This window comes from Erythrobacter sp. S259, from assembly GCF_057364965.1.
This window is the reverse complement of record NZ_CP200286.1, coordinates 166,085-190,371: the sequence shown is the minus strand read 5'-3', so window position 1 is coordinate 190,371 and position 24,287 is coordinate 166,085. Positions and strand designations below refer to the sequence as shown.

Genomic DNA, 24,287 nt, shown 5'->3' with positions numbered 1-24,287 from the left:
TTAACCGCGCAGCCAATCGTGGTATTTCTCCACCCATGAAAGCAGCTTTTCAGGCTTCCTTGCCTTCTTCCATTCGCCTGCGGCAAATTTGTTGCCCTCGGCCATGGTGGGGTAGGGATGGATGGTGCCAAGGATCTTATTGAGGCCCAGCTTGTGCTTCATCGCAAGCGTATATTCGGCCAGCATCTCGCCCGCATTATGCCCCGCGATGGTCGCGCCAAGGATGGCGTCTTTGTCCTTCACGGTCAGCACTTTAACAAAGCCCTTGCGCTCATTCTCGGCAATGGCCCGGTCGAGTTCGCCGATTTCATATTCGGTGACATCATACGCAATGCCCTGCTCTTTGGCCTCCGCTTCGTTGATGCCAACACGTGCAATTTCGGGGTCGAGGAAGGTGACGGCCGGGATGACCGAATAGTCCGCCTTGAACCGCTTGAACATGCCGAACAGCGCATTGACACTGGCGAACCAGGCTTGATGGCTGGCGACATGGGTGAATTGGTACGGCCCTGCAACGTCTCCGCAAGCGTAGATGTTGGGGAATTTGGTCGCGAGGAATTCGTCGGTGTTGACGGTTTTGGTGGTGTCGATGCCTAGCTCTTCGAGGCCATAGCCGGTGAGCCGAGCGGCACGTCCCACCGCGACGATTAGGACCTCAAACCGCACCTGCGCTTCGCCGCCGTCATGCTTCGTGTGTACCGCCCCGCCCTCGACCTTTACCGCTTCGTGGCCGGTGAGAACCGACACGCCAGCATCCTCCAATGCGGTCTTGGCAAGATCGGAGACCTCAGCGTCTTCCCGCCCGAGGACCCGGTCGGACCTCTCAATCTGAGTGACACTCGAACCAAGGCGCGCGAGGGCCTGCGAGATTTCACAGCCGATAGGGCCACCACCAAGTATCGCAACCCGCTTTGGCGGCGCATCCATCTCGGCAAAAGCATCCCACATTGTGTCAGAGGTGAGATAACCCGATCCCTCAAGCCCAGGAATATCAGGCACGAACGGTGCAGCGCCTGCCGCGATGATGATTGATCGCGTGGTCTGGCGAATGGTGTTGCCATCATCGCGCGCAATTTCAACCGTCCACGGATCAATGATCGTGGCGTAGCCCAATTGCACATCGACACCCATCTTCTCAAAACGCTCAGGGCTGTCCATCGGCTCAATCGTTTTGATCGCTTCCATGACGCGGGCAATGGTTTGCTTGAAGGGCACCTTGGGCTCATGCGGCTCAAGCCCGTATTTGTCGGCATTGCGCATTTGGCTTGCGACCTTGGCACTTTTGATCAGCGCCTTGGACGGCACACAGCCATAGTTGAGACAATCCCCTCCCATCTTGTGGCTCTCGACCAGAGTGACCTTGGCCTTCACCGTGGAGCCGATGATTGCAGAAACTAGCCCTGCCGCGCCTGCGCCAATGATGACCATATTGCGGTCGTAGGACTTGGGCTTAGTGTAGCCTTTGTAGACCTTCTGGCGCTGAATAAATCCGACGGTAGCCTTTGCAATCCACGGAACAATAGCGAGAAGGACAAAGCTTCCGATGAGGACAGGTGACAAAAGCCCAGACGTGCTCTCTATCTGAGCCAATTGCGTGCCGGCGTTGACGAAAACAATCGTGCCAAGCAGCATCCCGATCTGGCTCACCCAAACAAAGGTCCACGTTTTGATCCGCGTTAAACCCATTACGAGGTTGATAACGAAGAACGGAAACGCCGGGATCATACGCAGGGTAAAGAGGTAGAACGCTCCATCGCGCTCCAATCCCTGATTGATCGTTTTCAGACGATCACCAAAGCGTGCCTCAATCGTATCGCGCAGCACGAAGCGCGACGACAGGAACGCGAGCGTCGCTCCAAGTGTGGAGGCAAACGACACGAGGATCGTGCCCAGGACAAGCCCGAACAACGCCCCCGCCGCCAACGTCATGATCGCTGCGCCTGGAAGCGAAGCGGCCGTTACCCCGACATAAATTGCGAAGAAGACTGCGAGCACCACTATCTGGTTCTCTTCGTAAAAGGCCTGGACGTCCGCCACGACGCCTTTGATCCCGTCGATGGTAAGATATTGACCCAAGTCGAAGAAGAAATAGGCAGCAACCAGCGCCGCAAGAGCGGCCAGTATCAAAACTTTCTTCACAAGAACCCCTTTGCCGGACGCTCAAATGCGCGCCTCGCGTTCCATTTCGCCAAGGCCGTTCTTGCGATTAAAGCGCCGCAGCCCTCAGCGCGAGAGCGATGCGTATTGGGAAATCCTGCGCTTGTCGATGCTCGCCTTCAGCTTTGCGACCCAGCGCCCCTGTGCGGCAAACGGTCCATAGCTCAAAATGGCGCTGCCATTGCCGGCCGAAAGGAGATAGAGGCTGGCACGCCGCGGCCTGCATACCCCGCGCGGCTTTTGCCCGTTGAGAACCGCGCGCAAGTTTCGCGCATGGACCGACCCTGCCATTACGGCATGAACGCCCGAATGGGCGACATCGCGGTCTTGCCGCTGGGCGACATCACCAATCGCAAAGGCATTTGAGTGCGAGATCGAACGCTGATATTGATCGGCGGCGATAAAGCCTTGAGCGTTTGTCGCCAAACCCCCTTTGGACGCCCATGGAGGAGCGCCGCTGCCTAGAGCTGCGATGATCAAGTCCATTTCATCCAAGCGGCATGACGGCGCCGCGATCCTCTCGCCTTCCATCACAGCGTTTTCCGCCAATACCGCGATGCCTTGACGACAAAGCTCCTGTTTCACCATGCGGCCTAATCTGGAAGGCCAATATAGAACCTGGCGGCGCGTCATACCTGCACAGGAACATTAGCCCCCCTCTGTGCGTTTCGTCAGTACAAAATTTCACAATTCCCCGCGCCGGTCTCGAACACCGGAGCTTTGGTATTGATTGATCAGAAGGACAATCATGGCTCTCGAGGCACCCAGTAAAGGTTCCCAGATCTCACTGGTCCATTTTTTCCGGACCTTCGTTGAGATCATGAAACCCGAGCGCAGCTTTTACGGCCTTGCCATTGTGTATGGCATTGGTGTGAGCCTGTTGTCACTCGCTACGCCGATTTCAGTTCAGTTCTTGGTCAATACTGTCGCCAACACGGCTTTGGCAGCGCCTCTCGTTGTTTTGTCGCTGACTTTGTTTGGCCTGCTGATCTTGTTCGGCCTTCTTTATGCTTTGCGCATCCATTTGATGGAAATGTTCCAGCGTCATTTTTACGCGCGCATGGTGTCTGAGATTTCGCTTTTATCGGTCTATGCGCAGGACCCGTTTTTCGCCGACCGCAAGTCCTCCGCGCTCTTCAATCGGTATTTCGATGTGATTATCGTACAAAAATCGGTCCCCGTCCTGTTCATCGGCGGGTTTTCAGTGGTTTTGCAAGTGGCCGTCGGCTTTGTCCTTGTGTCGCTCTACCATCCGCTCTTCCTTGTCTTTACGCTTGTCATGTCAGCGCTCATCTGGGTGATTTGGCTGGTGTGGGGCGCGCGCGCTGTGCGCACTGGAATCGACCTTAGCCACGCTAAACATGAAACCGCCAATTGGCTCGAGACGATTGGCGGCTCAAACGGCTTTTTCAAATCTCAGCGCCGGATCGACCACGCCATCGAGCGAAGCGACAAATTTACGCATCAGTACCTCAAGGCGCATCGCCGCCATTTCCGCAATCATTTCTCGCAGACCCTAGCTTTTCTGTTGCTTTATGCTGGAGCCAGTGCGGCACTTCTTGGGCTTGGTGGGTGGCTGGTGATCCAAGGGCAATTGACCCTTGGACAATTGGTCGCAGCCGAACTCGTGCTTTCGGTCGCCTTTTTTGGTGTTGCGCAATTGGGCACTTATCTCACGTATTTTTATGATCTTTGTGCAGCGGTCGAGGAAATCTCGCTGTTCTACGAAGTTGAACAAGAACCGCCCAGCACAGCCGCTGAAATGCCAGGTGATGACCACACGCTCGTGCTCAAAGGCGCGAAAGGCACAGCGCGCGGCGAAAAGGTCGAGTTCAACTTTGAAATCTCAAGCGGCTCAATAGTCATGGCGCGCGCCAGCAACCACGGAATTCAGCGCCTTTTCACCAATCTCATCAAGCTCCACACCCGCACCTCCAGCGGCTTTATCACCATGGGCGGCGTGGATGTGTCCGATCTGGCTGCCTACAACCTGCGTAAGGACGTGCATGTCCTTGAACGCCCCAGCTTTGTTGGCATGACCATCCGCGAATACCTTGGATTATCGTGCAAAGACACTGCGAGCAGCCGGATGATGGGTGCACTAGAGACCGTAGGGCTTATCGCAACCATATCTAGCCTCGACAAAGGGCTCGACACCCCAATTGCGCACACCGGATGGCCTCTGTCCGCCGTCGAACTCCAGCAATTGAAGCTCGCCAATGCGCTGCTTGAGCGTCCGCGAATTCTTGTGCTTAGCCAGCTTTATGACCTCGTCGAAGAGCATGACATTGCACGGGCTATTCGTGATCTTCGCAGCCAATCTTATTCTACCGTCATCTATTTCTCTGGCCGGCGCACAGATTTTGGGTTCGATGAATTCCTCTATATGGAAGCTGACAGACAGCGGTGCTTCGCCAATCTTGATGAATTTTTGGCGGCGCAAAGCGATGATCCCAACCGCCCTGGCTCTGGGCCCCGCCTGCTATATCCAGCACCCAGTTCCACCTCAGGTGCCTCTCTTGTGGGAGAAGGGTAATGGCTGTCCAAATCCACTTGCCCCACCTTGATGAAGAGCGCGAGAAATTCACCGCGCTCAAAGCCGTGCGCAAACCTCGGGTGTTTCGCACCGTGCTGTTTACCCTGCTGATCGGCATGCTGATAACAGCGCTGTTCCTTGTCTATGTGCCATGGGTGCAGACAACAGCGGGCCAGGGCGTGGTCACAACGCTGAACCCGAATGAGCGCCAACAAGAGATCAATGCGCTGGTTGATGGGCGCATTGATGAATGGTTTGTGGCAGATGGGGCCCGCGTTGAGAAAGGCGACCCGATCGTTCGCATAGCCGATATCGACCGCAATCTCGTTGAACGGCTAAGAGCTGAGCGGGGCCAAGTCGAGGTGCAATTGCAAACGTCCAAGAACGCGCTTGCAACCGCTGAAATCGATCTTCGACGTATGCGCGAATTGTTCGAGGCAGGCCTTTCGGCGCGGCGCGATTATGAACAAGCGCAGATCCGGGTGGAGGAAATGCGCGGCCGGGTGGCAGTGGCACAAGGGTCTTTGGCGCGCTCTGAAACCAATCTAGCCCGCCAATCAGAGCAGCTTGTGACAGCGCCGCGTGACGGCTTTATTCAGAGCATTAACGCTGGCGATGCAGCCACCTTTGTGAACGCTGGCCAAGTGCTCGCAACCTTCGTTCCCGAGGCGCAAACCCGCGTGGTAGAGGTCTTCGTCGATGGCCGCGATGTTGCTTTGATCCAGCCGGGTGAAGAGGCGCGGGTTGAATTCGAAGGTTGGCCCGCTGTCCAATTCAGCGGCTGGCCCTCTGTCGCAATCGGCACATTCCCCGGCGTGGTCGCTTTGGTTGATCAAGTGGCTCAGCCTGACGGTAGATTCCGCGTTGTCATTGCTGAGGATTCCGGCGCTGAACAAAAGTGGCCTGACGAACGCTTTGCGCGCTTTGGTACAGTTGTGCGCGCTTGGGTCCTTTTGGAAACGGTGCCGGTTGGCTTCGAATTGTGGCGTCAACTCAACAACTTCCCGCCCCAGGTTCCTGCATCCGGAACCGCCGCTGCCCTTCAAACCCCTTCGGCAACGGGCGCTTAACGATGCGTTCTGGCCTGCGAATTGCTGCGCTTCTCGCAGTGGCTCTTGGTTCTTGCCTGTTTGTGAGCGAGCCTCTCACCGCACAAGATGTTGAACCGCTGGACCGGCCGCTCCAAGAGGCTCTGACCACAGGCCCGCTCCTCCCCGAGGCGGTCTTGCGCAGTTCGGTCCTCACCTTTCCGAGCATTCTTGAAAGTTTTGAACGAGCCGCCGCCGCCCGGTCCGACCAACTCGCTGCGGACGGGGCCTTTGATCTCATCTTTGAGGCGGAAGCCTACGACAGGGTCACCGGCACATTCTCCGGCGGATATGCGCAAGTTGGCGCGCGCCAACCCATCGCGCCCTTTGGAGGTGAGGTGTACGGAACATACCGGCTGTCTGACGGCACCTTCCCGATTTACGAAAACATCTTCAACACCAATCAATTGGGCGAGTTTAAGATAGGCGGATTGTTATCGCTCCTGCGCGACCGCCGGATCGACAGTCGGCGCTTTAAGGTCGAGGACACCCGTTTGGCGAGTGATCAAGCGCGATTGGACGTGCTTTTGGTCCAACTAAAAGTTCAACACGAAGCTTTGAGAGCTTATTGGTACTGGGCTGCATCGGGCCAGGAAGTTGCCGTGTATGAGGAACTTCTCGAGATCGCAGAAGCGCGCGCCATTGGTCTTGAACGCCAGTTTCGCGAAGGGGCGGCACCTCGCATCGCCCTTACTGAAAACGAACAAAACGTCATCCGCCGCAGGAGCCTACTCACCGAAGCACAGCGCGATTTTCAAACGGCCGCAACTTCGCTCAGCTACTATTTACGCGGGCAGTCAGGCGAGCTGATCACTCCGACACGCGCGCAATTGCCGGGTTTCGAAGTGCTTGCCCGGCTCCCTGATTTGCAGGCGCTTTTGTCGGTTGAGCGCAGTGATGTCCTGGCCAACCGGCCCGAGCTGCAAAACTTCAAAATCGCTTTGGAGCGCGCACGAAACAAAGTGGCCTTGCGCGAGAATGACCTTCAGCCGGACCTTGAACTTAAAGCTGAACTCAGCCGCGATTTCGGCGCCATTGGCGATGGCGGACCGACCTTTGATTCCACCGACACAATCGTGGGCGTCACCTTTAGCGTTCCTTTGCAGCGTCGCACCGCACGCGGGCGATTGCGCCGCGCTGAGGCGGAATTGCGCGAAATTGAGCTGCGCGAACGCCGGATTGCCGATCAGATTTCGGTCGAGCTCGACAACATCCTCACCAATTTGAACGCCGCTCTAAGGCTTGCAAGCTTGGCAGAAAATGAGGTGGACCAAGCCGATGCGATGATTACCGCAGAGCGCCGCCGTTTCAGCCTTGGAGCCGGTGATTTCTTCCTCGTGAACGTCCGCGAAGAACGCGCTGCTGATGCGCAAATCAGGCAAATCCGGGCAAACCTCAATGGGAGGCTGGCGGAGGCTAGCTATAACGCGGCAACCATGGATTTGGACGCGCTCGGTCTTGAATAGAGGGGCCTCGAATAGAGGGGCCCTAGAACAATCAGCCCTCGAGGTCCCCGGGCTGGTCGATATCCTTAAGCCATTCAGGCGGGCATGGGATAACAAGACCTTGAGAAATCAGCACCCGTGCGCCCTGATCGCCGCCCGAATGCTCCAAATCTTTGAAATGTGCAGAGCCAAAAAGCGCAGGCGGCATGCGTGTCTCACCGATCGCTGATACCACAATAGGTTCTGATGCATCCCATGCCTCGATCAGCGCTGAAAAATGCTCACGAGGAACAAGCGGCATATCGGCAAGCGCGATCAAGAGCCCATCAAGCGATGCCTGCCGGGCCGCCTTGGCAGCAAGCGCGACGGAGGTGCCCATGCCTTGTGAGGCGTGCGGATTGAGCAGCGGCTCAAATCGCCGCGCGCACCATTGCGGCTCACACGGGTGATGGGGTGCGCGGGTGATGACCCAGGCTTTTTCGAACTGCTCCATCGGAAGCGCCAACGCAGCATGTTCGCCTAAGGCGCGGCCACGAAAACTGGCCACCAGCTTGTCGGTTGCACCAAACCGGCGCGATGCGCCAGCCGCCAAGAGCGCAACCCCTATGCGCCGCGCCATGATGTCTCTTCGTAGGTGCGGATAACCTCGCCAAGGGTCGAGAGTGCCAACGTGCGGGGATCGCGCGAGGAGTGGAACAGGCCGATGGGCGCTCGGATTTGATCCAGTTGCGCCTGCGTGATGCCGCGGGCCAGCAAGGCTTCGCTGCGGAACGCGTGCGCCCGCCTGCCTCCCATCGCGCCAAGGTAAAAATGCGGCATTCCCAATGCGGCCTGCATCAGGTCAATCTCCCAATCGTGATCATGGAAGAGGAAGATCGTGGCTGTCCAAGTATCGCTTTGGAGAAATTCGGTTTGATTGGTCCGATCGAGATGGTGAGCCTCGAGGCCAAGCACACCTAGCCGCTCAATCAACCGCGAGTCCGGCGTCAAAATGCGGGTAGTGCAACCGAAGGCAATGGCCATTTCTGCCAAGGCTTCAACGCCTGCGCCGTGCCCGATGATCTGAAGATGCGGGCCGGGATAATGGCCAAATGCGGCCTCGCCCGTTTCCGCATCAAAAGAGGCCTCTTGCCATTCTGGCAGATGCGAGACACCGCCCGGTCCAATCGCAATGGAGAACGGCTCGCGGCTTTCGATTGAGGCAAGGCATGCGCCGATGAAGCCAGCCTCTTCGATAATATGAAACGCCACATCAAGCCCGCCCCCGCACGGCAGCTTGATATCGAGATAGGGAGACCCTGCACCAAATCGCACCAATCTAGGCTGGCCCGCAGTCAGAACGTCGAGCGCCTCGCTGACCACAGCATTTTCAATGCACCCTCCCGAAAGAGAGCCCGCAAAGCTACCATCTTGCGCCACCCCCATAATGGTGCCGGGCCCGCGCATAGATGAGCCTTCGACACCGCACACCGTCACCAGAACGGTGCGCTGGCCATTGGCCGCGGCATCGCTCAAAAACTGGCAGGTTTGCGGCAGGTCCACGTGAAGGCGCGGGCTAACCGCCGCTCACTCGCCTTGCGCGGCGAGGTACGCGATCACAGCTGAGCGGGCCTCATCGTCAGGCACCGCGCCTGCAAGCATTTCGCTTCCCGGAATGTAGCCTTGCGGATCAGCAAGAAAGCCATCAAGGCTCGCTTCATCCCATGTGATGTCGGACGCTGTAAAAGCATCGGAATAGGAATACCCCTCCAGGCTTCCCGCCTTGCGTCCCATCACGCCGTAAAGGTTCGGGCCAGCCGATGAACGGCCATCAGGGTCAACAGAATGGCAACCTGAGCAAGTCTGGAATACATCTTCGCCTAGCGCGACCAGATCGACCGCACCGCCTGCTGCCCCAGTGTCGATATCGGCTTCGACAACAGCAGGAGCGCCGCGTTCACGCACCACAATCTGTTCGACCACTTGCGGCGGCTCTGGTGATGACCCGCATGCGGTGACCATCACCGTAAGCAGACACACAGCGAGAACTCCGCGATTTCGCATCCTACAAACTCTCCCTCAATCTTATTTACATAGCCGCGTTTAAGCGAACTGTTTGGCAACCGGCAATGTACGAATGCGCTTGCCGCTCGCAGCAAAAATCGCGTTTGTGAAAGCAGGCGCTGCGGGCGGTAGACCCGGCTCACCCGCACCGCCAATCGGCACATCGCCCGAATTGATAAGAACCACCTCGATATGAGGCACCTCATCCATGCGCAGCATTTTGTAATCGTGGAAATTGCTTTGCACGATTGCGCCATCCTTAAGGTCCAATTCGCCGTACATCGCAGCGGTGAGGCCAAAGACAATACCGCCCTCGATCTGGTTCTTAAAGCCATCGGGGTTCATCACATAACCCGCATCACAAACCGCCCACGCGTTCACGAGTTTGGGCTTGCCGCTGCTCATATCGACCTCGATCACCTCGGCAACGATCGTGCCGAAGCTCTCAACAATCGCGACGCCTTTGGCATGACCTTCCTTACCCTGCCCGCGCCAATCGCTCATCTCGGCGACCTTTTCGAGCACAGCCATATGACGCGGTGAGCCTGCAATCATCTCCATGCGGAAATCGAGCGAGATCTTTGCCTGCCTCGTGGGCGGCTTCGTCGATAAAGCTCTCGATGAAAAAGCTCTGCTGCGAATGGTCCACCGAACGCCATGCCTGAAACGGCAAATGCAGTTCGGCCGGGGCCACGCGAATGCTTGTGTTGGCGATGTTGTAGATCGCAGGGACGCACGCTTCTGCTGGATCGTGGCGCTGTGTGAAGACGTGGTCGAATGCGACAAGCTTGCCGTCATCATCGAGGCCTGCACGCATCCGCGCCGTGTCTGCGCAGCGGTAGAGCGCCTTTTGCGTGTCTTCTTCGCGGCTCCAAATCACCTTGACCGGATAACCTGTCGCCTGAGCGACGCGGGCAGCCATGGCAATCTCATCCACGCCCAAACGGCGGCCAAATGCGCCGCCCAGATAGGGGTGGTGCATGGTGATATCGTCTGCGGCCATATCCAAAGTTGAGGCGACGCCGCTCCTTGCCATCAATGGCACCTGTGTGCTGGCCCAGATGTCGCACTTGCCGTCCGCCACATGCGCGGTGCAGTTGATGGGCTCCATCGGGGAATGCGCAAGATAAGGCGCTTTGTATTCCGCCTTAATCGTCTTGGCCGCCGAGCCAAGCGCACTTTGCGCATCGCCCTTTGCCGCCGCCTGATCGCCGCCGGTTTCACCCGCCTCATCCAGCGCCTTACCAAAGGCTGCAAATTGATCGTCCATGGTTTTAATCGGGCTGTCCGATTTGCTCCATTCGATCTGAACCGTGTTCATCGCCTGCTGCGCCTGCCAATAGCTATCGGCAACCACGGCCACGAAATTCTCCATATTGAGGATCTGCAAGACCCCTTTCATGGACTTGGCGCGGGACGCATCCATGCTGACCACTTTGGTGCCCGGCACAGGCGGGCGCACGGTGGCGGCATAGGAAAGCTCAAGGCCTTCTGGCACAGCGTCGATCCCAAATTCCGCAGTGCCATTAATCTTGGCCGGTATATCGGTGCGCGCCTTGCTTTTGCCCATAAGGCGGTACTGATCGCGCGTCTTGAGCGTCGGCGTATGGTCCATTGGCTGATCAGCAGCAGCGGTGGCAAACTCTGAGTATTTTGCCGATTTGCCGCTGGCCTTATGGAAGAGAACGCTGTCCTTAGTGGTGATCTCACTTGGCTGAACGCCCCAATCCTCAGCCGCTGCACTCACCAACATGCCGCGCGCCGCAGCGCCTGCGACCCGCATGGAGTTTTGGCCAGTGGTTCGGATGGAAGAAGAGCCGCCAGTGATCATCGCATCGGCAAGCTTTGCCATTTGCGTGAACACACCGTCCCAAGTGGGCTCAATCCAGTCGGCTGCATTCTGAGTGAAAGGGGCCAAGAACAGGCGCGCCGTGTCGCCCACCACATAGCTGCCATCAGCCGGTGCTTGCATCACGCGGACGTTTTCCCAATCCGCGTCGAGCTCATCCGCGAGCATTTGCGCCAGAACAGAGTGCGCGCCCTGCCCCATCTCGCAGTGAGGGACGATCGCGGTGATGATATTGTTCGTGTCGATCTTGACCCAGCTGTTGACCAGCTGTTCGCCGTCGCCGCCTGCCACTTTGGATGCGAGCGAGCCAATCGGGTTTCCGGGACGAACGCCGATACCAATAAGCAAGCCGCCGCCTGCAAGGACGCCTGCACCGATAAATCCGCGGCGGCTCCATTTGGCGAGTTTTGAGCGTTCTTTTTTCGCGTTCTCTGGTTTCTCAGGAGTTAGATCGTTCATGATTTACGCCTCCTCCTCTGAGCGGGGTTCGAGCTGACCGCTCGCAACCTTAATCGCGCGGCGAATGCGGGTGTAGGTCCCGCAGCGGCAAATATTGCCCTTCATCGCCGCATCAATGTCATCGTCGCTAGGGCTTGGATTGTCGCGAAGAAGCGCGGTTGCGCTCATGATCTGGCCCGATTGGCAATATCCACATTGCGGGACTTGCTCGCTGATCCAAGCGGCTTGGATAGCGCTCATCATGCCATCGACGCCGCCTATACCTTCGATGGTGGTAACTTCGCGTCCCTCGGCCATGCTGACCGGCGTTGAACAAGAGCGCACCGGCTTTCCGTCCAGATGCATGGTGCAGGCCCCGCACTGCGCAATACCGCAGCCAAATTTGGTGCCCACTAGCCCTGCTTTTTCGCGCACCGCCCACAGCAGCGGCATTTCTGGTTCAGCGTCAATATCGACCGACTCACCGTTGAGGATGAAATTTGCCACGGGGTCTCTCTCTTGTTTTTTGCTAAGTTGCTTTGTGCAATCTATCCTGCGAGGCCGGAATTTCAAAGCGCGAATGTTCACGCCTCGCAAGGAGACCCCATGGCCCAGATTTCCTTTGATGACTTTCTGAAGGTCGACATCCGCACTGGCGAAATCGTGCAGGCAGAGCCGTTTCCTGAGGCGCGCAAACCTGCGATCAAACTGTGGGTCGATTTTGGCGAGGAGCTGGGCGTCAAGAAAAGCTCAGCGCAGATCACCGTTCATTACACGCCGGAAAGCCTGGTGGGCCGCACGGTGATGGCAGTGGTGAACTTCCCCCCGCGCCAAATTGGGCCGTTTATGAGCGAGATTTTGGTGCTGGGCTTCGAAGATAAGAACGGCGCGATTGTGCTGGCCGCGCCGGATAAAGCCGTGCCGAAGGGCTCGCGCCTAATGTGAAGTGTTAGAGGTGGCCTTCCAGCGCCTCTTTTAGCGGGTCCAGCCAAGGTTCAAACGGCTTCCAAGCATCCTGCCCTTTGCGATTGATCGGCTGGCGCACTTGCTCCGAAGACGCTGTGCGGACGGCCCGGTCCGTCTTGTGGAAGGCAAGGCATTGTTCCTGGAACGGCACCTCTAAAAAGTCGAGCATCCGGCGGGTTTGCCCTTCAAGGTCGTCGAGCACATCCTCGTGTTGGACACGAAGAACTTTGCCGGGAAGCACCGTGTCCCAATGATCCATCAAATCAACATAATCGGCGTAATACTGCCCCACTTCATGAAGGCCGTAAGTGAACTCCTGACCCTCAGCAAAAAGCTGTTTGAACCCGGAGAAACAGCAATCGAGCGGCGCGCGTCTTGCGTCGATAATCTTGGCATTGGGCAGGATCAGATGGATCAGCCCGATATGCCGAAAATTGTTAGGCATTTTGTCGATAAAGAACGGCGCGCCTTGGCGGTGGATGCGAGTGTTTTCGATGAAATCGGCGCCGAATTTTTCGAGCTGCTCCGCCGTCAGATCATGAAGCACTTGCGGATAAAGCGACTGCCCCGCCTTACGTCCCCGAAGCCGGTGGGCGAGTGCCAGGATATTGGGCAGCTCCAGCGTCCCGTCAATCTGGCTATGACTTGCCAAAATCTGTTCTAGCAGGGTGGAACCTGCTCGCGGCAGGCCAAGGATAAATATAGGATCAGGCGCACGGTGCCCTGCCCCTTTGTGCTTGGCGAAAAGTTCAGCTGAACAATGCTCTTTCTGCTTGGCCAGCTCGGCGCTCATCGCCTCAGATTTGTAGCGGGTTTGCGCACGTTTCAGGCTGTTACCGGCATCGTAATGCTGAAAAGCGGCCTCATAATCGCGGCCGTCTTCCATTGCTTTTGCAAGCGCAAAGTGGAGGTGGACGCGGTCCATGAACGCCAAGTCGCTGCGCTCAACCTGTGCGCGCATTGCGGCGATTTCGGATGGCTCAAAACGGTAAGTCTTGAGGTTGGCTAGCGCATAGTAAGCATCGCCGTGATCAGGCTTTGTAGCGATGGCGGCGCGGTAGCTTGCCTCAGCCTCGCTGCGGTCGCCTTTGGTCTTAAGCGCGTGCCCACGGCTGGTGAGGCTAGCCGGGTCTCCGGGCAGCTTTGTCAGAACGGCGTCAAAAAGCGCGAGCCCGCCGTCATAATCACCCATTTGAATGCGCTCGATTGCGAGGCGCGACTGGAAAACGGGGCTACCGGGATCGCGTTGGATGAGAAGTTCAGCCTGCTCCAAAGCTTCGGCTGATTTCTGACGGCGGCGCAGCGCGTCGATGTAATCGAGCCGCAATTGCACATCGTCAGGAGAGAACTCCACCGCGCTTTCAAGCAAGAACTCTGCATCATCCAGAACGCCCAGTTCAATCCCGATTTTGGCGAGCAGGCGCATCCCTTCGATGTGCGCTGCATCTCGGGCGGGATGGTTTCGCAGATAGTGGCGGCAAATTTCCTCTGCCCGCGCAATGCGCCCTTCGGCGAGGTGATTAGAAACCGCCACCAATTCACGCGGAAGCTGCGCAATCCGCTCTTGCTGAGCACGGGCAGCGTTCGCCTCAGCCGTGCGGCCAGAAGCAGCTTCCAAACGCGACTGTTCGCGCCAGCTTGCCTCCAATGCCGGATTAAACCGAGTGGCCCGGGTAAACGCCGCCAATGCACCAGCATTATCACCGCGCGCCAAGGCCAAATGCCCCTGCTCCTGCCACGCGCGGCCATATTCAGGCATGGCGGAATGCAGCGCGGTGAGGTGCGAGCCCGCTTCATCAAACCGCTTCAAATACCGGCACGCCACCGCCGCCATATAGAGCGCCTCTCCGTCCGAGGGGTTCTCAGTCAAAAGCGCCTTTGCACCGGCTAACCCCGCCTCAAACTCGCCAGCTTGAAGGGACTTTTGTGCGGATTGGAGTTGCTCTGTGCGGCTCATATGTCTGCCTTAGACAGCAAAACGGCGGGAGTGAACACTGCCACTCCCGCCGCTTGATTGGATACGTTCGATCAATAGTCAAACGAGACGCGCATACCCACCGTCAACGGACGGTTCGTGATAATACGCTCGCGGTCGTTGCCGAAGATACCGGAGATTTCCGCGCGTTCATCGCTGAGGTTTTCACCGAAGACTTCAAACTTCCATTGCTCCGCTTTCACGCCCACCGACAGATCGAAGGTTGTGTAGCTGTCCAATTGGATGTTGTTGATCGCGATAATATCGGTTTGCTTCGAGGCCGAATATGTCGCTTGCGGCTGGATAAACGCCTCAAGACTGTCTGACAGGTCCCACTCGTACCGCGCACGAATGTTACCTTGGAAGCTTGGCGCATATGCAAGGTCGCTTCCCAGGATGACGTCCTGCGTTGGGATGAGGATATCGGTGATCTCGGTATCGAGGATTGAAAACGCCCCGGCAAAGGTCAGACCCGGTGTCGAATACGGTGCGACGGTAAAGTCCGATTCGATCCCGTAAATCTCTGCATCCGCAGCGTTTGACGAGAAGAACAGGTTTGTAATCGAGGGGTCGAAAATCTGCGTTTGCAAGTTCGAAATATCGACGAAGAAGGCTGAACCGTTCCAGCGGAATTGACCGTCAAGAAGGTCGAGTTTCCAACCCAGCTCATAGTTCTGAACCTCATCGGTTTCGAGCTCGAACGGCACCACAAATCCGCCAGCACCCACTGCCCCGCCGGGACGGTTAAGAAAGCCCGGACGGAAACCTTCGGAATATGTCGCGTAGAACAGCATATCCGGTGTCGGTGTCAAAGTGACAGTGCCTTTGAAGATCACGCCGCTTGTTTCGGCCACATCAGGCGCACGAACAGCGTTGAAAACCTGCGTTGCCTGCGCTTCGGAAAGACCTGCGGCCTGAATGTCAGCGATGCTGTCGTTGAGATCAAAGGTTTGACGCAAAGACGCATCACACGATCCGATGAAGGTGAACGAGCCGTCGCCGTCATAAAGGTCGCTGATGTCAGTGCCAAACGCATTGGCATCCTCGGCAGCGCCCGAGTTACAGAACGACCCGTTCGCAGACCCTTCAAAGTCCACTTCAACGTCGTAATAACGCGCACCCAATGTCACTGCGAGCAAGTCAGGGATGACATCAAAGTTGGCTTCACCAAAGATGCCGAACTGTTCATCGGTACGGCGAATGTCGTTGCGGAAAATCGTTGACGCCGGGAACGGCCCCGGATCGGAGAAGAAGCCGGTTGTCTGCGGGAAGTTTTCCGCAAACGGTCCAAATGGGTTTGCCAGAACATTCGTCGGATAGGCAAAATCCACGCGCTCTTCGAGGCTGAGGTCGGAATAGAACGCACCGCCTTGGAAGCTTACACGCCAATCATCAGGTGTCGAGAAACGCAGCTCTTGCGTGAAAACTTCCGTGTTCGAGAAGGAGTTCACGAACAGGTTTGGCGCCTGACATGTGCCACTTGGGTCAGCGGCACCGGGATAGGACACCGAGCCGTCACAGATGTAATACGGCAGATATTGCCCTGCAAACAAGTAGTCGGTGTAATCCGCGCGCTGGTCGCTTTCACGGTCGGTGTAGGCGCCAGTGTAGATCACATCGAGCCAGCCGATGCGGCCTTCGACGGTCCAACTGGTGTTTGAGAAATCGTCTTCGAGACGGTCTTCTTCAAAACGCTCAATTTCAAGATCGCCAAGACCGCCAAGCTCTGGATCGGCGAAGAACACGCCGTCTGATTCAAGACTTTGACGTTGGTGTGAGACATTCACGGTCCAATCGGGAGTGACTTCCCAAAGCGCGCTAACGCGGAAACCCGCATAGGTGGTGTCGTTGAAATTGTCCTGCGCAAGGCCAGCGTTGTCGGCTTGGAGGAAGGTCACGTCTGAAAGGTCCGAGGTCGACTGGAAACCAGCGCGCACGGCCGATACCGGAACGCCGTTTGCACGGACAAAACCTTCTGGGCGGAAGCGCGCGCTCTCGGTAAGGTCGCGGGTTCCTACTACGTTGTCGATATAGCCGCCCTGATCATCAAGGTACGCAACACCGCGGAGGCCAAAAGTTTCGGAAACTGGCACGTTGAGCATAAATTCGCCCTGATAGCTCGCCTCGCCGCCTTTGGTGAAGCTGATGCCAGCTGACGATCTCGCCGAGAAATCAGACAAATCGGGTTTGTTTGTGATGAGACGCACAACGCCCGCTTGCGAACTGGCGCCGAACAGCGTGCCCTGCGGACCCGATAGCACTTCGATCCGTGCCAAGTCGGCTGCATAAACGTCGAGGTTACGGCCTGGCTGTGAAAGCGGTTGATCGTTGAGGTACAACGCCACGTTCGGCGCGAGGCCTGCGACACCAGCAACGGTGATGTTTGGCGTCGTCGATGCCAACCCGCGAATGTAGATTGTGCTTTGGCCCGGACCATTGCCGCCTGCTGTGACAGACGGGATCTGGTCGAGATAATCTTCAAATGTGTCGATGTTCAGCTCATCCAGCTGCTCTTCGCCGATGGCAGAGACAGAGATCGGCACATCTTGCAGGTCTTCACTGCGACGCTGCGCGGTGACGATGATGGTGTTGACGCCGCCTTGGCGTTGTTCTTCAGCGGCAGGTGCAGCAGCGTCCTGCGCTGCGGCAGGTGCTGCGATTGCGACCGCCAACGCGCCCAGCGAAGCGCTGGTTACGAAGTTCTTCATTTTTTTGTTCCTCTTGACCTGCGGATGGAGGGTGCGGCGCAAAAGACGCGCCTGCTCATCCAGGGGCAGCGCGCTCAACGAAATTCGCGAAAGTGCAAATTGCGGGGCGCGCTGGGAGGGCAGGTAACAAGAGCACACCGGGCTGGCCACAGCGCGCACCAGCATTTTTCAAAGCTACGAAGATGTGTTGCATCGAAACAACAATGTAAATCTAGATCATGAAAACTTCATGTATTGATAATTCTATTCAGCATAATTACGCATTTTACCAAATGACTTTTGTAAGTAATGAATACCGTACTTCGATTTTCAAATGCGCTATTCTTTATAGAATGCTCATTACTCAAATTTCCAAAGCGTTCCGCAAAGTCCTTAGCGGGGGATGGCTTCACCATCCCAGTTCTCGCACGCCTCCTGAGTGGTCGGCACCCCATGCTTTTGGCGAATAAGGTCATACACAACCGCCTTGATGATCGAGGCGCACATGGCGGCAAGAACAAGCGAAAACGGCAGAGCACCGATAATCATAGTGATACGAATGGCCTCAATCCCGCCAAGGATCAGCATTGACCCCACCACAAACGCCAAAGCTGTGCCCCAGAAAAGGATGTGATACCGGCGCGCGCCTTCGTTATCGCCCGCCCCGTTGATCGTGTTGACGATCAAAATGGCACTGTCCGCTGAGGTGATAAGATAGGTCATGAGCAGGATTACCACGAGACCGGAGACGAATGCGGCTGTACCGGGATCAAGCAGTAAAGCGAGCGTTGCGAACAATTGATCCGCCATCGGTGCATCGACGATCGCACCGCCAGCGACACCGGAAAGCTCCAGATCAATCGCAGTGCCGCCCACCAGCGCCATCCAGATAAAGCACATAAGCGAGGGCACCAAAGCCACTCCCAGCACATATTCGCGGATTGTGCGGCCCCGCGAAATGCGGGCGATAAACATGCCAACAAACGGCGCAAAGGCGATCCACCACGCCCAATACATGACGGTCCAGCCCAATTGCCAATCAACAAGCGCGCCAGCAGTCTCGCTCCCATCGTCCTGGAACAAGGTGATCGACTGCGCGGGGAGGTTGACGACATAATCCCATGTCGCGGTCCCCATAAGCTGCAAGCCATAAAGGCCCGAACCTACAACCGCGAACAGCGCCAAAAGCCCGACGGATAGCGTCATATTGATGTTCGAGAGCCATTTGATCCCGCGCCCGACACCTGACAAGGCGCTTAGCGTCGAGGCTCCTACGAGCACAACCAAAGCGATGATGATCGCCGCGGTCGATGCGGTGAGAGCCCCATCAGAGCCCGCCACCATCAACCAGTCGCCAAAACCAATCCGGTAAAGCCCCGCCACAAACTGCTGAACTCCGAAAGCGAGTGTATAAGAGACACCCAAAATCGTCGCGACAACGGCGACCACGTCAACCGCATGTCCGGGAAGGCCCGACATCCGCTCACCGAACAGCGGCGCGAGGCTGGAGCGAATAGTGAGCGGGAGGCCCCGCCGGTGCGCCACATAACCAATGCCGAGCCCGACAAGCGCATAGGTGCACCACGCACCAAACCCCCAATGCAGGAAAGTGTAGATATATGCAGGCCGCACAGCTTCAGCTGAGCGCGCTTCGATAGTGCCGCGAATAATGTCCGGATTGTTCGTGAAGTGCGCCAGAGGCTCTCCGGTGGAGAAGGTCAGCATGCCGATCCCGATACCTGCACCAAACAGCATGGAGAACCACGAAGCGCGCGAAAACTCTGGCTCTTCGCCCGGCGCACCAATACGCAGCGAGCCAATCTTCGGCACAAAAACGAGCACCGCGCTGCAAATAACCAGAAACGCGACGAGGTACACATACCAGCCGCTAAACGCGCTGATTATGGTCGAATTGGCGAGCGCCAAAGTCTCCATTGCGTTCACTGGGAAGAATATCGCCCACATGATGATAAGCGAGACGATGATCTTCGCCGGAATCGTGACCTCGCGGCTGAACCCGTCATAAAATCCCTTGTCATGGGTATCTATGTCGAGCTCCACTAAAGGGGGTGTAATAGGGTGATCACCGCTTTTGGGCGTGTCGCCGCTCAGGCTGGTCATGGAAAAATTGCGTCCGCGCTTAGGCCAAAGAAAGGGAGGCCCGGTTCCTGCCGGACTGCCTATACATGACGTCCAGCCGCGCACCTCTTTCTTGGGAGCGCTTGCTTTACGTGACTGCCTACAAGTCTTGCCCCCCGCTTTGCAACCCTGATGCCATGAAGCCGTGCCAGCCTGTGACACCACTGGCCCGAGGGTCAGGCCCGAATGTGCATCCTTACACTTGCGTAAGATGCGCTTTCGGATGATAGAGCGTTCATGCCACACATAAAAAGCGGTCGCGCTGTTTTTTCAAGGGGGTAATGCAATGCCGGTTTCCGACCACGTAAATCTATCTCAATTCATGGAAGGCGTCTCGAAGCGCAATCCGGGACAACCTGAGTTCGTCCAGGCCGTTCATGAGGTCGCTCAAGACATTTTCGAGTTTATGGCCGATAAGGTCGAGTATCATGAAGCGCAGATCCTGCGCCGCATCGCAGAGCCTGACCGGATCATTTCATTCCGCGTATGCTGGGAAGATGACAATCACAACGTCCGCGTTCAGCGCGGCTGGCGTGTTCAAAACAACAACGCCATCGGCCCATATAAAGGCGGTATCCGCTTCCATCCATCGGTGACTGAGAGCGTTCTCAAATTTCTTGCCTTTGAGCAGACCTTCAAGAACTCGCTAACCGGCCTTCCGATGGGCGGCGGTAAAGGCGGCGCAAACTTCAACCCTAAGGGTAAGTCTGACGCCGAAGTGATGCGTTTCTGCCAAAGCTTTATGTCAGAGCTTTATCGCCACATTGGCCCTAACACCGACGTACCGGCAGGCGACATCGGCGTTGGCGGACGCGAAATTGGCTATATGTTCGGCCAGTACAAGCGCCTTACCAATCGCTGGGAAGGCGTTCTTACCGGTAAGGGCCAGGAATATGGCGGCTCGCAAATGCGCCCAGAGGCCACCGGCTACGGCGCGGTTTATTTCTTGCAGAACATGCTCAAGCATGCCGGCTCTGATGTCGAAGGGCACAGCGCTGTCATCTCAGGCTCAGGCAATGTCGCAACGCACGCAGCAGAAAAGATCGTTCAGCTGGGCGGTAAGGTTCTGACCCTGTCTGATTCGGGCGGCTATATCCACGATCCTGACGGCATCACCCAGGAGAAAATCGACTGGGTGAAGCACCTCAAGACCGTCAAGCGCGGCCGCATCAGCGAATATGCCGATGAATTCAAAGGCGCGACCTTCCACGAGGGCCGTCCTTGGGGCGTTGCCGCAGACCTCGCTCTGCCATGCGCGACCCAGAACGAGCTGAACGAAGACGAAGCAAAAGCGCTAGTCTCCAACGGCTGTAAGGGTGTTTCCGAGGGCGCGAACATGCCAACCACGCTGGAAGGCGTAAAAGTCTTCCATGATGCCAAGATCATGTATGGCCCAGGTAAAGCGGCAAACGCTGGCGGCGTCGCAGTGTCCGGTCTTGAAATGAGCCAAAACTCAGAGCGCATCAGCTGGAATTCAGAGCGCCTTGGCGACATGTTGACCGACCTCATGTCAGGCATCCACGAGAAATGCACCGAATATGGCGACCAAGGCGATGGCTACGTCGACTATGTGAAGGGTGCAAATATCGCAGGCTTTAAGAAAGTCGCTGATGCGATGCTCGCATTTGGTGTGGTCTAAGCGGCACCCCAGTTAGAAGAAAAAGGGGCGCTTCCTTCGCGGGGAGCGCCCTTTTTGCTGCCTGGCAGACATCCATTTTGCAGGCGCGCGTCTCTGATTTCGGCCAAAAAACAAATGAGTGTTAGGAGCTTTGCCTGCAAACTGCTAATGCGCCCGGGCTGACGTCGAATAATGCGACGGACTTCGACATTTGAATACCGCGCTTGGGTCTTACGGGGCTGATGCGCAGACCAGACGACGACTTCCTTTCATCGGACGATTTTAAGCACTACCACGCCGCATGTCGCAGCGTGGCAATTCTCGCGTTCTTGAAAGGAACCACCATGAGCAAGACCGGAACCGTAAAGTTCTTCAACACCGACAAAGGTTATGGATTTATCCAGCCTGAAGACGGCTCAAACGACAGCTTCGTCCACATCAGCGCAGTGCAAGCCGCTGGCATGCAATCGCTCGAGAAAGATCAGCGTTTGAACTACGAAGTTGAAACCGGCCGCAATGGCAAAGAAAGCGCCGTGAACCTGTCTGCTGCTGACTAAACAGACAGCCGCGCTTCACAGCGAACACAAAAAAGGGGCGCTTCCTTCGCGGGAAGCGCCCCTTTTTTGCGCCTTTGCAACATGATCCCCGAGGGCTCGGTGGTGTCGCTCCAAGCGACAAACCAAAGTGAATGATACGTATCAACCAGCGTCAGTCATGGCCGTGCCGGGCGAACGCGGTGCATCGGCAAATTTTTGGAGATATTGCGGCAAAAACCGGGGATTCTAAAGCTGGTGTCGTATTCGACAATGGGTCGCACCATAAGTGATTTAAGGCCGGTATAGTCTCACGCCAATCAGTCACTTGAGGGCGAACCACATGTCATATTGGGCAACTCACAACAAGCTTGGATTTCACTTGTAGATTCGGCGATTCATCGGTCAAAAGGCTTGCAATAGACCTTCAAATTTCAGCTGTACTGTGTACCGTGCGACCACTCCCTTCAAGAGTTGTCCCAAGCCTAGGGGACCATGCGGCAGTCAGGCTTGGCAAACTAGGAATTGCAAAATATTGCTTAATGATCAGTACTTAAATAACTCATTCATCAACGAGATAAAATATGCCAGAATGCCGATTTTTATATAAGTCGAAAGAAGTCGTTTTTAACGACTCGAATTCCGTATTCTATTCGAGCAACTTCAAAAACTCCAAATTTTATGAAAATGATTTTTTGGACTACATATCTCAACTTAGGATAGAAGGAGATTATTTGGACATTGGAACGAATATTGGAAACCACGCTATATTCTTTGCACTATTTTCGAAGGCACGAATGGTCTTTGGTTTCGAGCCAATCAATGAATACAGGCGGATCGCCATAGAGAATGTGAAACAGAACAATCTCGAGGGTGTCGTTACGATTTTTAAGGACGCACTAGGTGAAGACGAGAAAGAAGTAACTATTTCGATCGACGGTCAGTCTCAGGTTTCCATTGTTAAGCGATTGGATGACCATGAAGCTTCAAACGGGGATATTGCTCTAATCAAAATTGACGTTGAAGGAATGGAACCTAACGTTCTTAGGGGCGCAATTAAGACCATCAATCGACACCGCCCCATCATCTTTCTCGAAGTCATTCAGGAGGACAATGCGGATCGTTATTCATCTCACGAATTGACTTCGATATTGGACGAGATGGACTACGTCGCAACGGGTAGAGCGTTTAACTTTCAACCTACATTGGAATTTGTGCCGAGAGAAAAGTTGAGTGAGTTTGCAGAGAGGGTTGAACGGCAAGAATTTGCCCTCGACCGCTTGCAGCATTCAAATCCCAAAGCGCGAATAGAGGTGATTGGCCACGGCGAGGCTGATCTCACAGCACCCGCGTCACAACCGTCATGGTTCGGATTCGATTTGTCAGATTTTAGCACTTGCGGCGATGAAGCTGATATCAAATTCGATGACAATACCATCGCATCCTTCCTGGAAATCGAAGCATATCATGAGACTGAGGTCAGATTCTATCTGGTCGTAAACGCTTATAAAAATGGGAAATTAATGAATCAATCCAAGAAATACGTAAACCGAAGGGCATTCATACCCGTCTTAGACGCCGAAAAATCAGATTCCTTGCGAGTGTTTTTGTACGCTGAGAATGGAACTGTATCTCTCAAGAAGCTAGGTGTGACACAGGTGAAGTCAGCCTAACGCAAGGTCCCCTGCTCTAACCCGTGCAGGTCATTGAGAAATCGGGAGCTGACAAAATACATCCTCGAAACGAACGGCGCGTGGCCGTTCAGCGCAAAAACCAAACCTTCAACTCCCACCACCAATTACAGACAACAGCATCGCGCGCCCTCCCATAAATCGGGCGGTCGCTACAGCTTCACTCAATCCCCAACTGCGCAGCCTGCCTGCGCAGCTCTGCCTCTTCGCCTGGATTGGCCGCGACCGCCTTGGCAAGCGCTTCACGCGCTTTGCCGGTTTCGCCAAGGGTTATGCGGCTGCGCATGAGCATTACCCAGCCATCGAGGTTGCTGGGATCGCCTTCAAGGCGCTCTTCAAGGCCCGACACCATTCCTGCAATCATCTGGCGCTGGTCGCTTTCCGACATTTGGCGCGCGTCGGCGACCTGCTGCGCGGTGGGTCCGCGAACATTGTCTGATGCAGCATCGCCCGCCACGCCGCCTGAACCGGGAATGGCAATTTCCGGCGTGCGGGCCGCCATGACACTGGACAAACGGTCGCCCAGATCAATCTCGTTGATCGCTGCGACCTGCTCGATCGTGCGCACCACGTCCCCCTCCCACGGAGCGCCAACGGGCGTGTCCTCGAGAAGATCGAACCAGCCATCAATTGCGCCCTTGTGGTCGCCTTCAATGTCCTTCTTCACCGCCATGAAATAGCGGGCGCGCGGATCATCTTTGTCGCGCTCAAGCGCTTTCGCAAACGCCTCCAAAGCGCTTGACGGCAAAGGATCGGCGTCCGGCGCGGAGGCATCGACGGCCATAACGCGCGCTTCGCCCAAAGCAGACCATAGCGAGGCGGAGGTTGTGTCGATTTCCGTCGCTCGCTCGTAAGCTTCGACCGCATCGGCAAATTCGCCCCGCTCAAAATGAGCAAAACCCAATTCGCTCCACGGTCCTGCATCATCGCTCGATGCTTCGGCGGCCTCGCGCAATTCTGCAATTGTCGGGGCATCGCCGCTTGCAGCTTCTGTCGCTGCATCGCTCTCACCGCCGTCATACATATTGTATCCGACCGAGGCGACCGCCAGCAAAGCAGCGCCGCCAAGCAAGACCCAACCGGCTTTACCGCCAGATTGGCCTTCCACATTTTCCCCCATTT

Annotated in this window: 19 protein-coding genes; 7 read left to right on the top strand and 12 right to left on the bottom strand. The window is 56.2% G+C overall.

Annotated features, from left to right (window positions below; translation table 11 throughout):
• Entirely contained in the window at window positions 1-2,139 is a 2,139-nt protein-coding gene (locus AC0V60_RS00790) for an FAD-dependent oxidoreductase (protein WP_486176661.1), read from the bottom strand.
• Window positions 2,140-2,223: 84 nt separating this feature from the next.
• A complete protein-coding gene (locus AC0V60_RS00785; protein WP_486176660.1) occupies window positions 2,224-2,790 on the bottom strand; it encodes an FAD-dependent oxidoreductase in 567 nt (188 codons plus the stop codon).
• Between the two features lie 115 nt (window positions 2,791-2,905).
• On the opposite strand from AC0V60_RS00785, the gene AC0V60_RS00780 reads away from it, so the two are divergent.
• From AC0V60_RS00780 to AC0V60_RS00770, 3 genes are read left to right on the top strand one after another with little or no spacing between them, the layout of a single operon-like run.
• On the top strand, window positions 2,906-4,693 hold the full coding sequence (locus tag AC0V60_RS00780) for an ABC transporter transmembrane domain-containing protein (RefSeq protein ID WP_486176659.1): 1,788 nt from the start codon (window positions 2,906-2,908) through the stop codon (window positions 4,691-4,693).
• Window positions 4,693-5,763: an efflux RND transporter periplasmic adaptor subunit gene (locus AC0V60_RS00775; RefSeq protein WP_486176658.1), complete on the top strand. Its 1,071-nt coding sequence runs from the start codon at window positions 4,693-4,695 to the stop codon at window positions 5,761-5,763. The genes AC0V60_RS00780 and AC0V60_RS00775 overlap by 1 nt, the downstream gene beginning before the upstream one ends.
• A gap of 2 nt (window positions 5,764-5,765) precedes the next feature.
• Window positions 5,766-7,247, top strand: coding sequence for a TolC family protein (locus AC0V60_RS00770; protein ID WP_486176657.1), 1,482 nt, complete (start codon window positions 5,766-5,768; stop codon window positions 7,245-7,247).
• A gap of 31 nt (window positions 7,248-7,278) precedes the next feature.
• Here AC0V60_RS00770 and AC0V60_RS00765 read toward each other — a convergent pair whose 3' ends face one another.
• Genes AC0V60_RS00765 through AC0V60_RS00740 form a run of 6 tightly spaced genes read right to left on the bottom strand, consistent with a single transcriptional unit; the run spans window position 7,279 to window position 12,063 of the window.
• A complete protein-coding gene (locus AC0V60_RS00765) occupies window positions 7,279-7,845 on the bottom strand; it encodes a nucleotidyltransferase family protein (protein ID WP_486176656.1) in 567 nt (188 codons plus the stop codon).
• Window positions 7,830-8,768: an XdhC family protein gene (locus AC0V60_RS00760; RefSeq protein WP_486176655.1), complete on the bottom strand. Its 939-nt coding sequence runs from the start codon at window positions 8,766-8,768 to the stop codon at window positions 7,830-7,832. The genes AC0V60_RS00765 and AC0V60_RS00760 overlap by 16 nt, the downstream gene beginning before the upstream one ends.
• A gap of 24 nt (window positions 8,769-8,792) precedes the next feature.
• The gene (locus tag AC0V60_RS00755) at window positions 8,793-9,269 is read right to left on the bottom strand and encodes a c-type cytochrome (RefSeq protein ID WP_486176654.1); all 477 of its coding nucleotides are present in this window, start codon (window positions 9,267-9,269) and stop codon (window positions 8,793-8,795) included.
• Between the two features lie 39 nt (window positions 9,270-9,308).
• Window positions 9,309-9,773, bottom strand: coding sequence for a molybdopterin cofactor-binding domain-containing protein (locus AC0V60_RS00750; protein WP_486176653.1), 465 nt, complete (start codon window positions 9,771-9,773; stop codon window positions 9,309-9,311).
• On the bottom strand, window positions 9,748-11,577 hold the full coding sequence (locus AC0V60_RS00745) for a xanthine dehydrogenase family protein molybdopterin-binding subunit (protein WP_486176652.1): 1,830 nt from the start codon (window positions 11,575-11,577) through the stop codon (window positions 9,748-9,750). The genes AC0V60_RS00750 and AC0V60_RS00745 overlap by 26 nt, the downstream gene beginning before the upstream one ends.
• 3 nt (window positions 11,578-11,580) lie before the next feature.
• Window positions 11,581-12,063: a (2Fe-2S)-binding protein gene (locus tag AC0V60_RS00740; protein ID WP_486176651.1), complete on the bottom strand. Its 483-nt coding sequence runs from the start codon at window positions 12,061-12,063 to the stop codon at window positions 11,581-11,583.
• A gap of 99 nt (window positions 12,064-12,162) precedes the next feature.
• Here AC0V60_RS00740 and AC0V60_RS00735 point away from each other — a divergent pair, with 99 nt between their 5' ends.
• On the top strand, window positions 12,163-12,501 hold the full coding sequence (locus AC0V60_RS00735; protein WP_486176650.1) for a tRNA-binding protein: 339 nt from the start codon (window positions 12,163-12,165) through the stop codon (window positions 12,499-12,501).
• A 4-nt stretch (window positions 12,502-12,505) separates the two neighbouring features.
• Here the strand turns inward: AC0V60_RS00735 and AC0V60_RS00730 are convergent, their stop codons facing one another.
• From AC0V60_RS00730 to AC0V60_RS00720, 3 genes are all read right to left on the bottom strand, one after another.
• Window positions 12,506-14,479 (bottom strand): tetratricopeptide repeat-containing sulfotransferase family protein, encoded by a 1,974-nt coding sequence (locus AC0V60_RS00730; protein WP_486176649.1) that lies wholly within the window; start codon window positions 14,477-14,479, stop codon window positions 12,506-12,508.
• Between the two features lie 71 nt (window positions 14,480-14,550).
• Window positions 14,551-17,205, bottom strand: a complete 2,655-nt coding sequence (locus tag AC0V60_RS00725) for a TonB-dependent receptor (protein ID WP_486176648.1) — start codon at window positions 17,203-17,205, stop codon at window positions 14,551-14,553.
• A 372-nt stretch (window positions 17,206-17,577) separates the two neighbouring features.
• Entirely contained in the window at window positions 17,578-19,305 is a 1,728-nt protein-coding gene (locus AC0V60_RS00720) for a BCCT family transporter (RefSeq protein ID WP_486176647.1), read from the bottom strand.
• A gap of 304 nt (window positions 19,306-19,609) precedes the next feature.
• Between AC0V60_RS00720 and gdhA the strand changes: the two genes are divergently transcribed.
• The 3 genes from gdhA to AC0V60_RS00705 all read left to right on the top strand — a co-directional run bounded on the left by gdhA (window position 19,610) and on the right by AC0V60_RS00705 (window position 23,147).
• On the top strand, window positions 19,610-20,962 hold the full coding sequence (gene gdhA, locus AC0V60_RS00715) for an NADP-specific glutamate dehydrogenase (RefSeq protein WP_486176646.1): 1,353 nt from the start codon (window positions 19,610-19,612) through the stop codon (window positions 20,960-20,962).
• Window positions 20,963-21,285: 323 nt separating this feature from the next.
• Entirely contained in the window at window positions 21,286-21,498 is a 213-nt protein-coding gene (locus AC0V60_RS00710) for a cold-shock protein (protein WP_486176645.1), read from the top strand.
• Between the two features lie 560 nt (window positions 21,499-22,058).
• Window positions 22,059-23,147: an FkbM family methyltransferase gene (locus tag AC0V60_RS00705; RefSeq protein WP_486176644.1), complete on the top strand. Its 1,089-nt coding sequence runs from the start codon at window positions 22,059-22,061 to the stop codon at window positions 23,145-23,147.
• 178 nt (window positions 23,148-23,325) lie between these two features.
• Here the strand turns inward: AC0V60_RS00705 and AC0V60_RS00700 are convergent, their stop codons facing one another.
• On the bottom strand, window positions 23,326-24,285 hold the full coding sequence (locus tag AC0V60_RS00700; protein WP_486176643.1) for a tetratricopeptide repeat protein: 960 nt from the start codon (window positions 24,283-24,285) through the stop codon (window positions 23,326-23,328).
• Window positions 24,286-24,287 lie beyond the last annotated feature (2 nt).

Coding starts and splice junctions, on each gene's coding strand:
- AC0V60_RS00785 (WP_486176660.1), bottom strand. CDS start 2,790: ATGACGCGCCGCCAGGTTCTATATTGGCCTTCCAGATTAGGCCGCATG.
- AC0V60_RS00780 (WP_486176659.1), top strand. CDS start 2,906: ATGGCTCTCGAGGCACCCAGTAAAGGTTCCCAGATCTCACTGGTCCAT.
- AC0V60_RS00775 (WP_486176658.1), top strand. CDS start 4,693: ATGGCTGTCCAAATCCACTTGCCCCACCTTGATGAAGAGCGCGAGAAA.
- AC0V60_RS00770 (WP_486176657.1), top strand. CDS start 5,766: ATGCGTTCTGGCCTGCGAATTGCTGCGCTTCTCGCAGTGGCTCTTGGT.
- AC0V60_RS00765 (WP_486176656.1), bottom strand. CDS start 7,845: ATGGCGCGGCGCATAGGGGTTGCGCTCTTGGCGGCTGGCGCATCGCGC.
- AC0V60_RS00755 (WP_486176654.1), bottom strand. CDS start 9,269: ATGCGAAATCGCGGAGTTCTCGCTGTGTGTCTGCTTACGGTGATGGTC.
- AC0V60_RS00750 (WP_486176653.1), bottom strand. CDS start 9,773: ATGAGCGATTGGCGCGGGCAGGGTAAGGAAGGTCATGCCAAAGGCGTC.
- AC0V60_RS00745 (WP_486176652.1), bottom strand. CDS start 11,577: ATGAACGATCTAACTCCTGAGAAACCAGAGAACGCGAAAAAAGAACGC.
- AC0V60_RS00735 (WP_486176650.1), top strand. CDS start 12,163: ATGGCCCAGATTTCCTTTGATGACTTTCTGAAGGTCGACATCCGCACT.
- AC0V60_RS00730 (WP_486176649.1), bottom strand. CDS start 14,479: ATGAGCCGCACAGAGCAACTCCAATCCGCACAAAAGTCCCTTCAAGCT.
- AC0V60_RS00725 (WP_486176648.1), bottom strand. CDS start 17,205: ATGAAGAACTTCGTAACCAGCGCTTCGCTGGGCGCGTTGGCGGTCGCA.
- AC0V60_RS00720 (WP_486176647.1), bottom strand. CDS start 19,305: ATGACCAGCCTGAGCGGCGACACGCCCAAAAGCGGTGATCACCCTATT.
- gdhA (WP_486176646.1), top strand. CDS start 19,610: ATGCCGGTTTCCGACCACGTAAATCTATCTCAATTCATGGAAGGCGTC.
- AC0V60_RS00710 (WP_486176645.1), top strand. CDS start 21,286: ATGAGCAAGACCGGAACCGTAAAGTTCTTCAACACCGACAAAGGTTAT.
- AC0V60_RS00705 (WP_486176644.1), top strand. CDS start 22,059: ATGCCAGAATGCCGATTTTTATATAAGTCGAAAGAAGTCGTTTTTAAC.
- AC0V60_RS00700 (WP_486176643.1), bottom strand. CDS start 24,285: ATGGGGGAAAATGTGGAAGGCCAATCTGGCGGTAAAGCCGGTTGGGTC.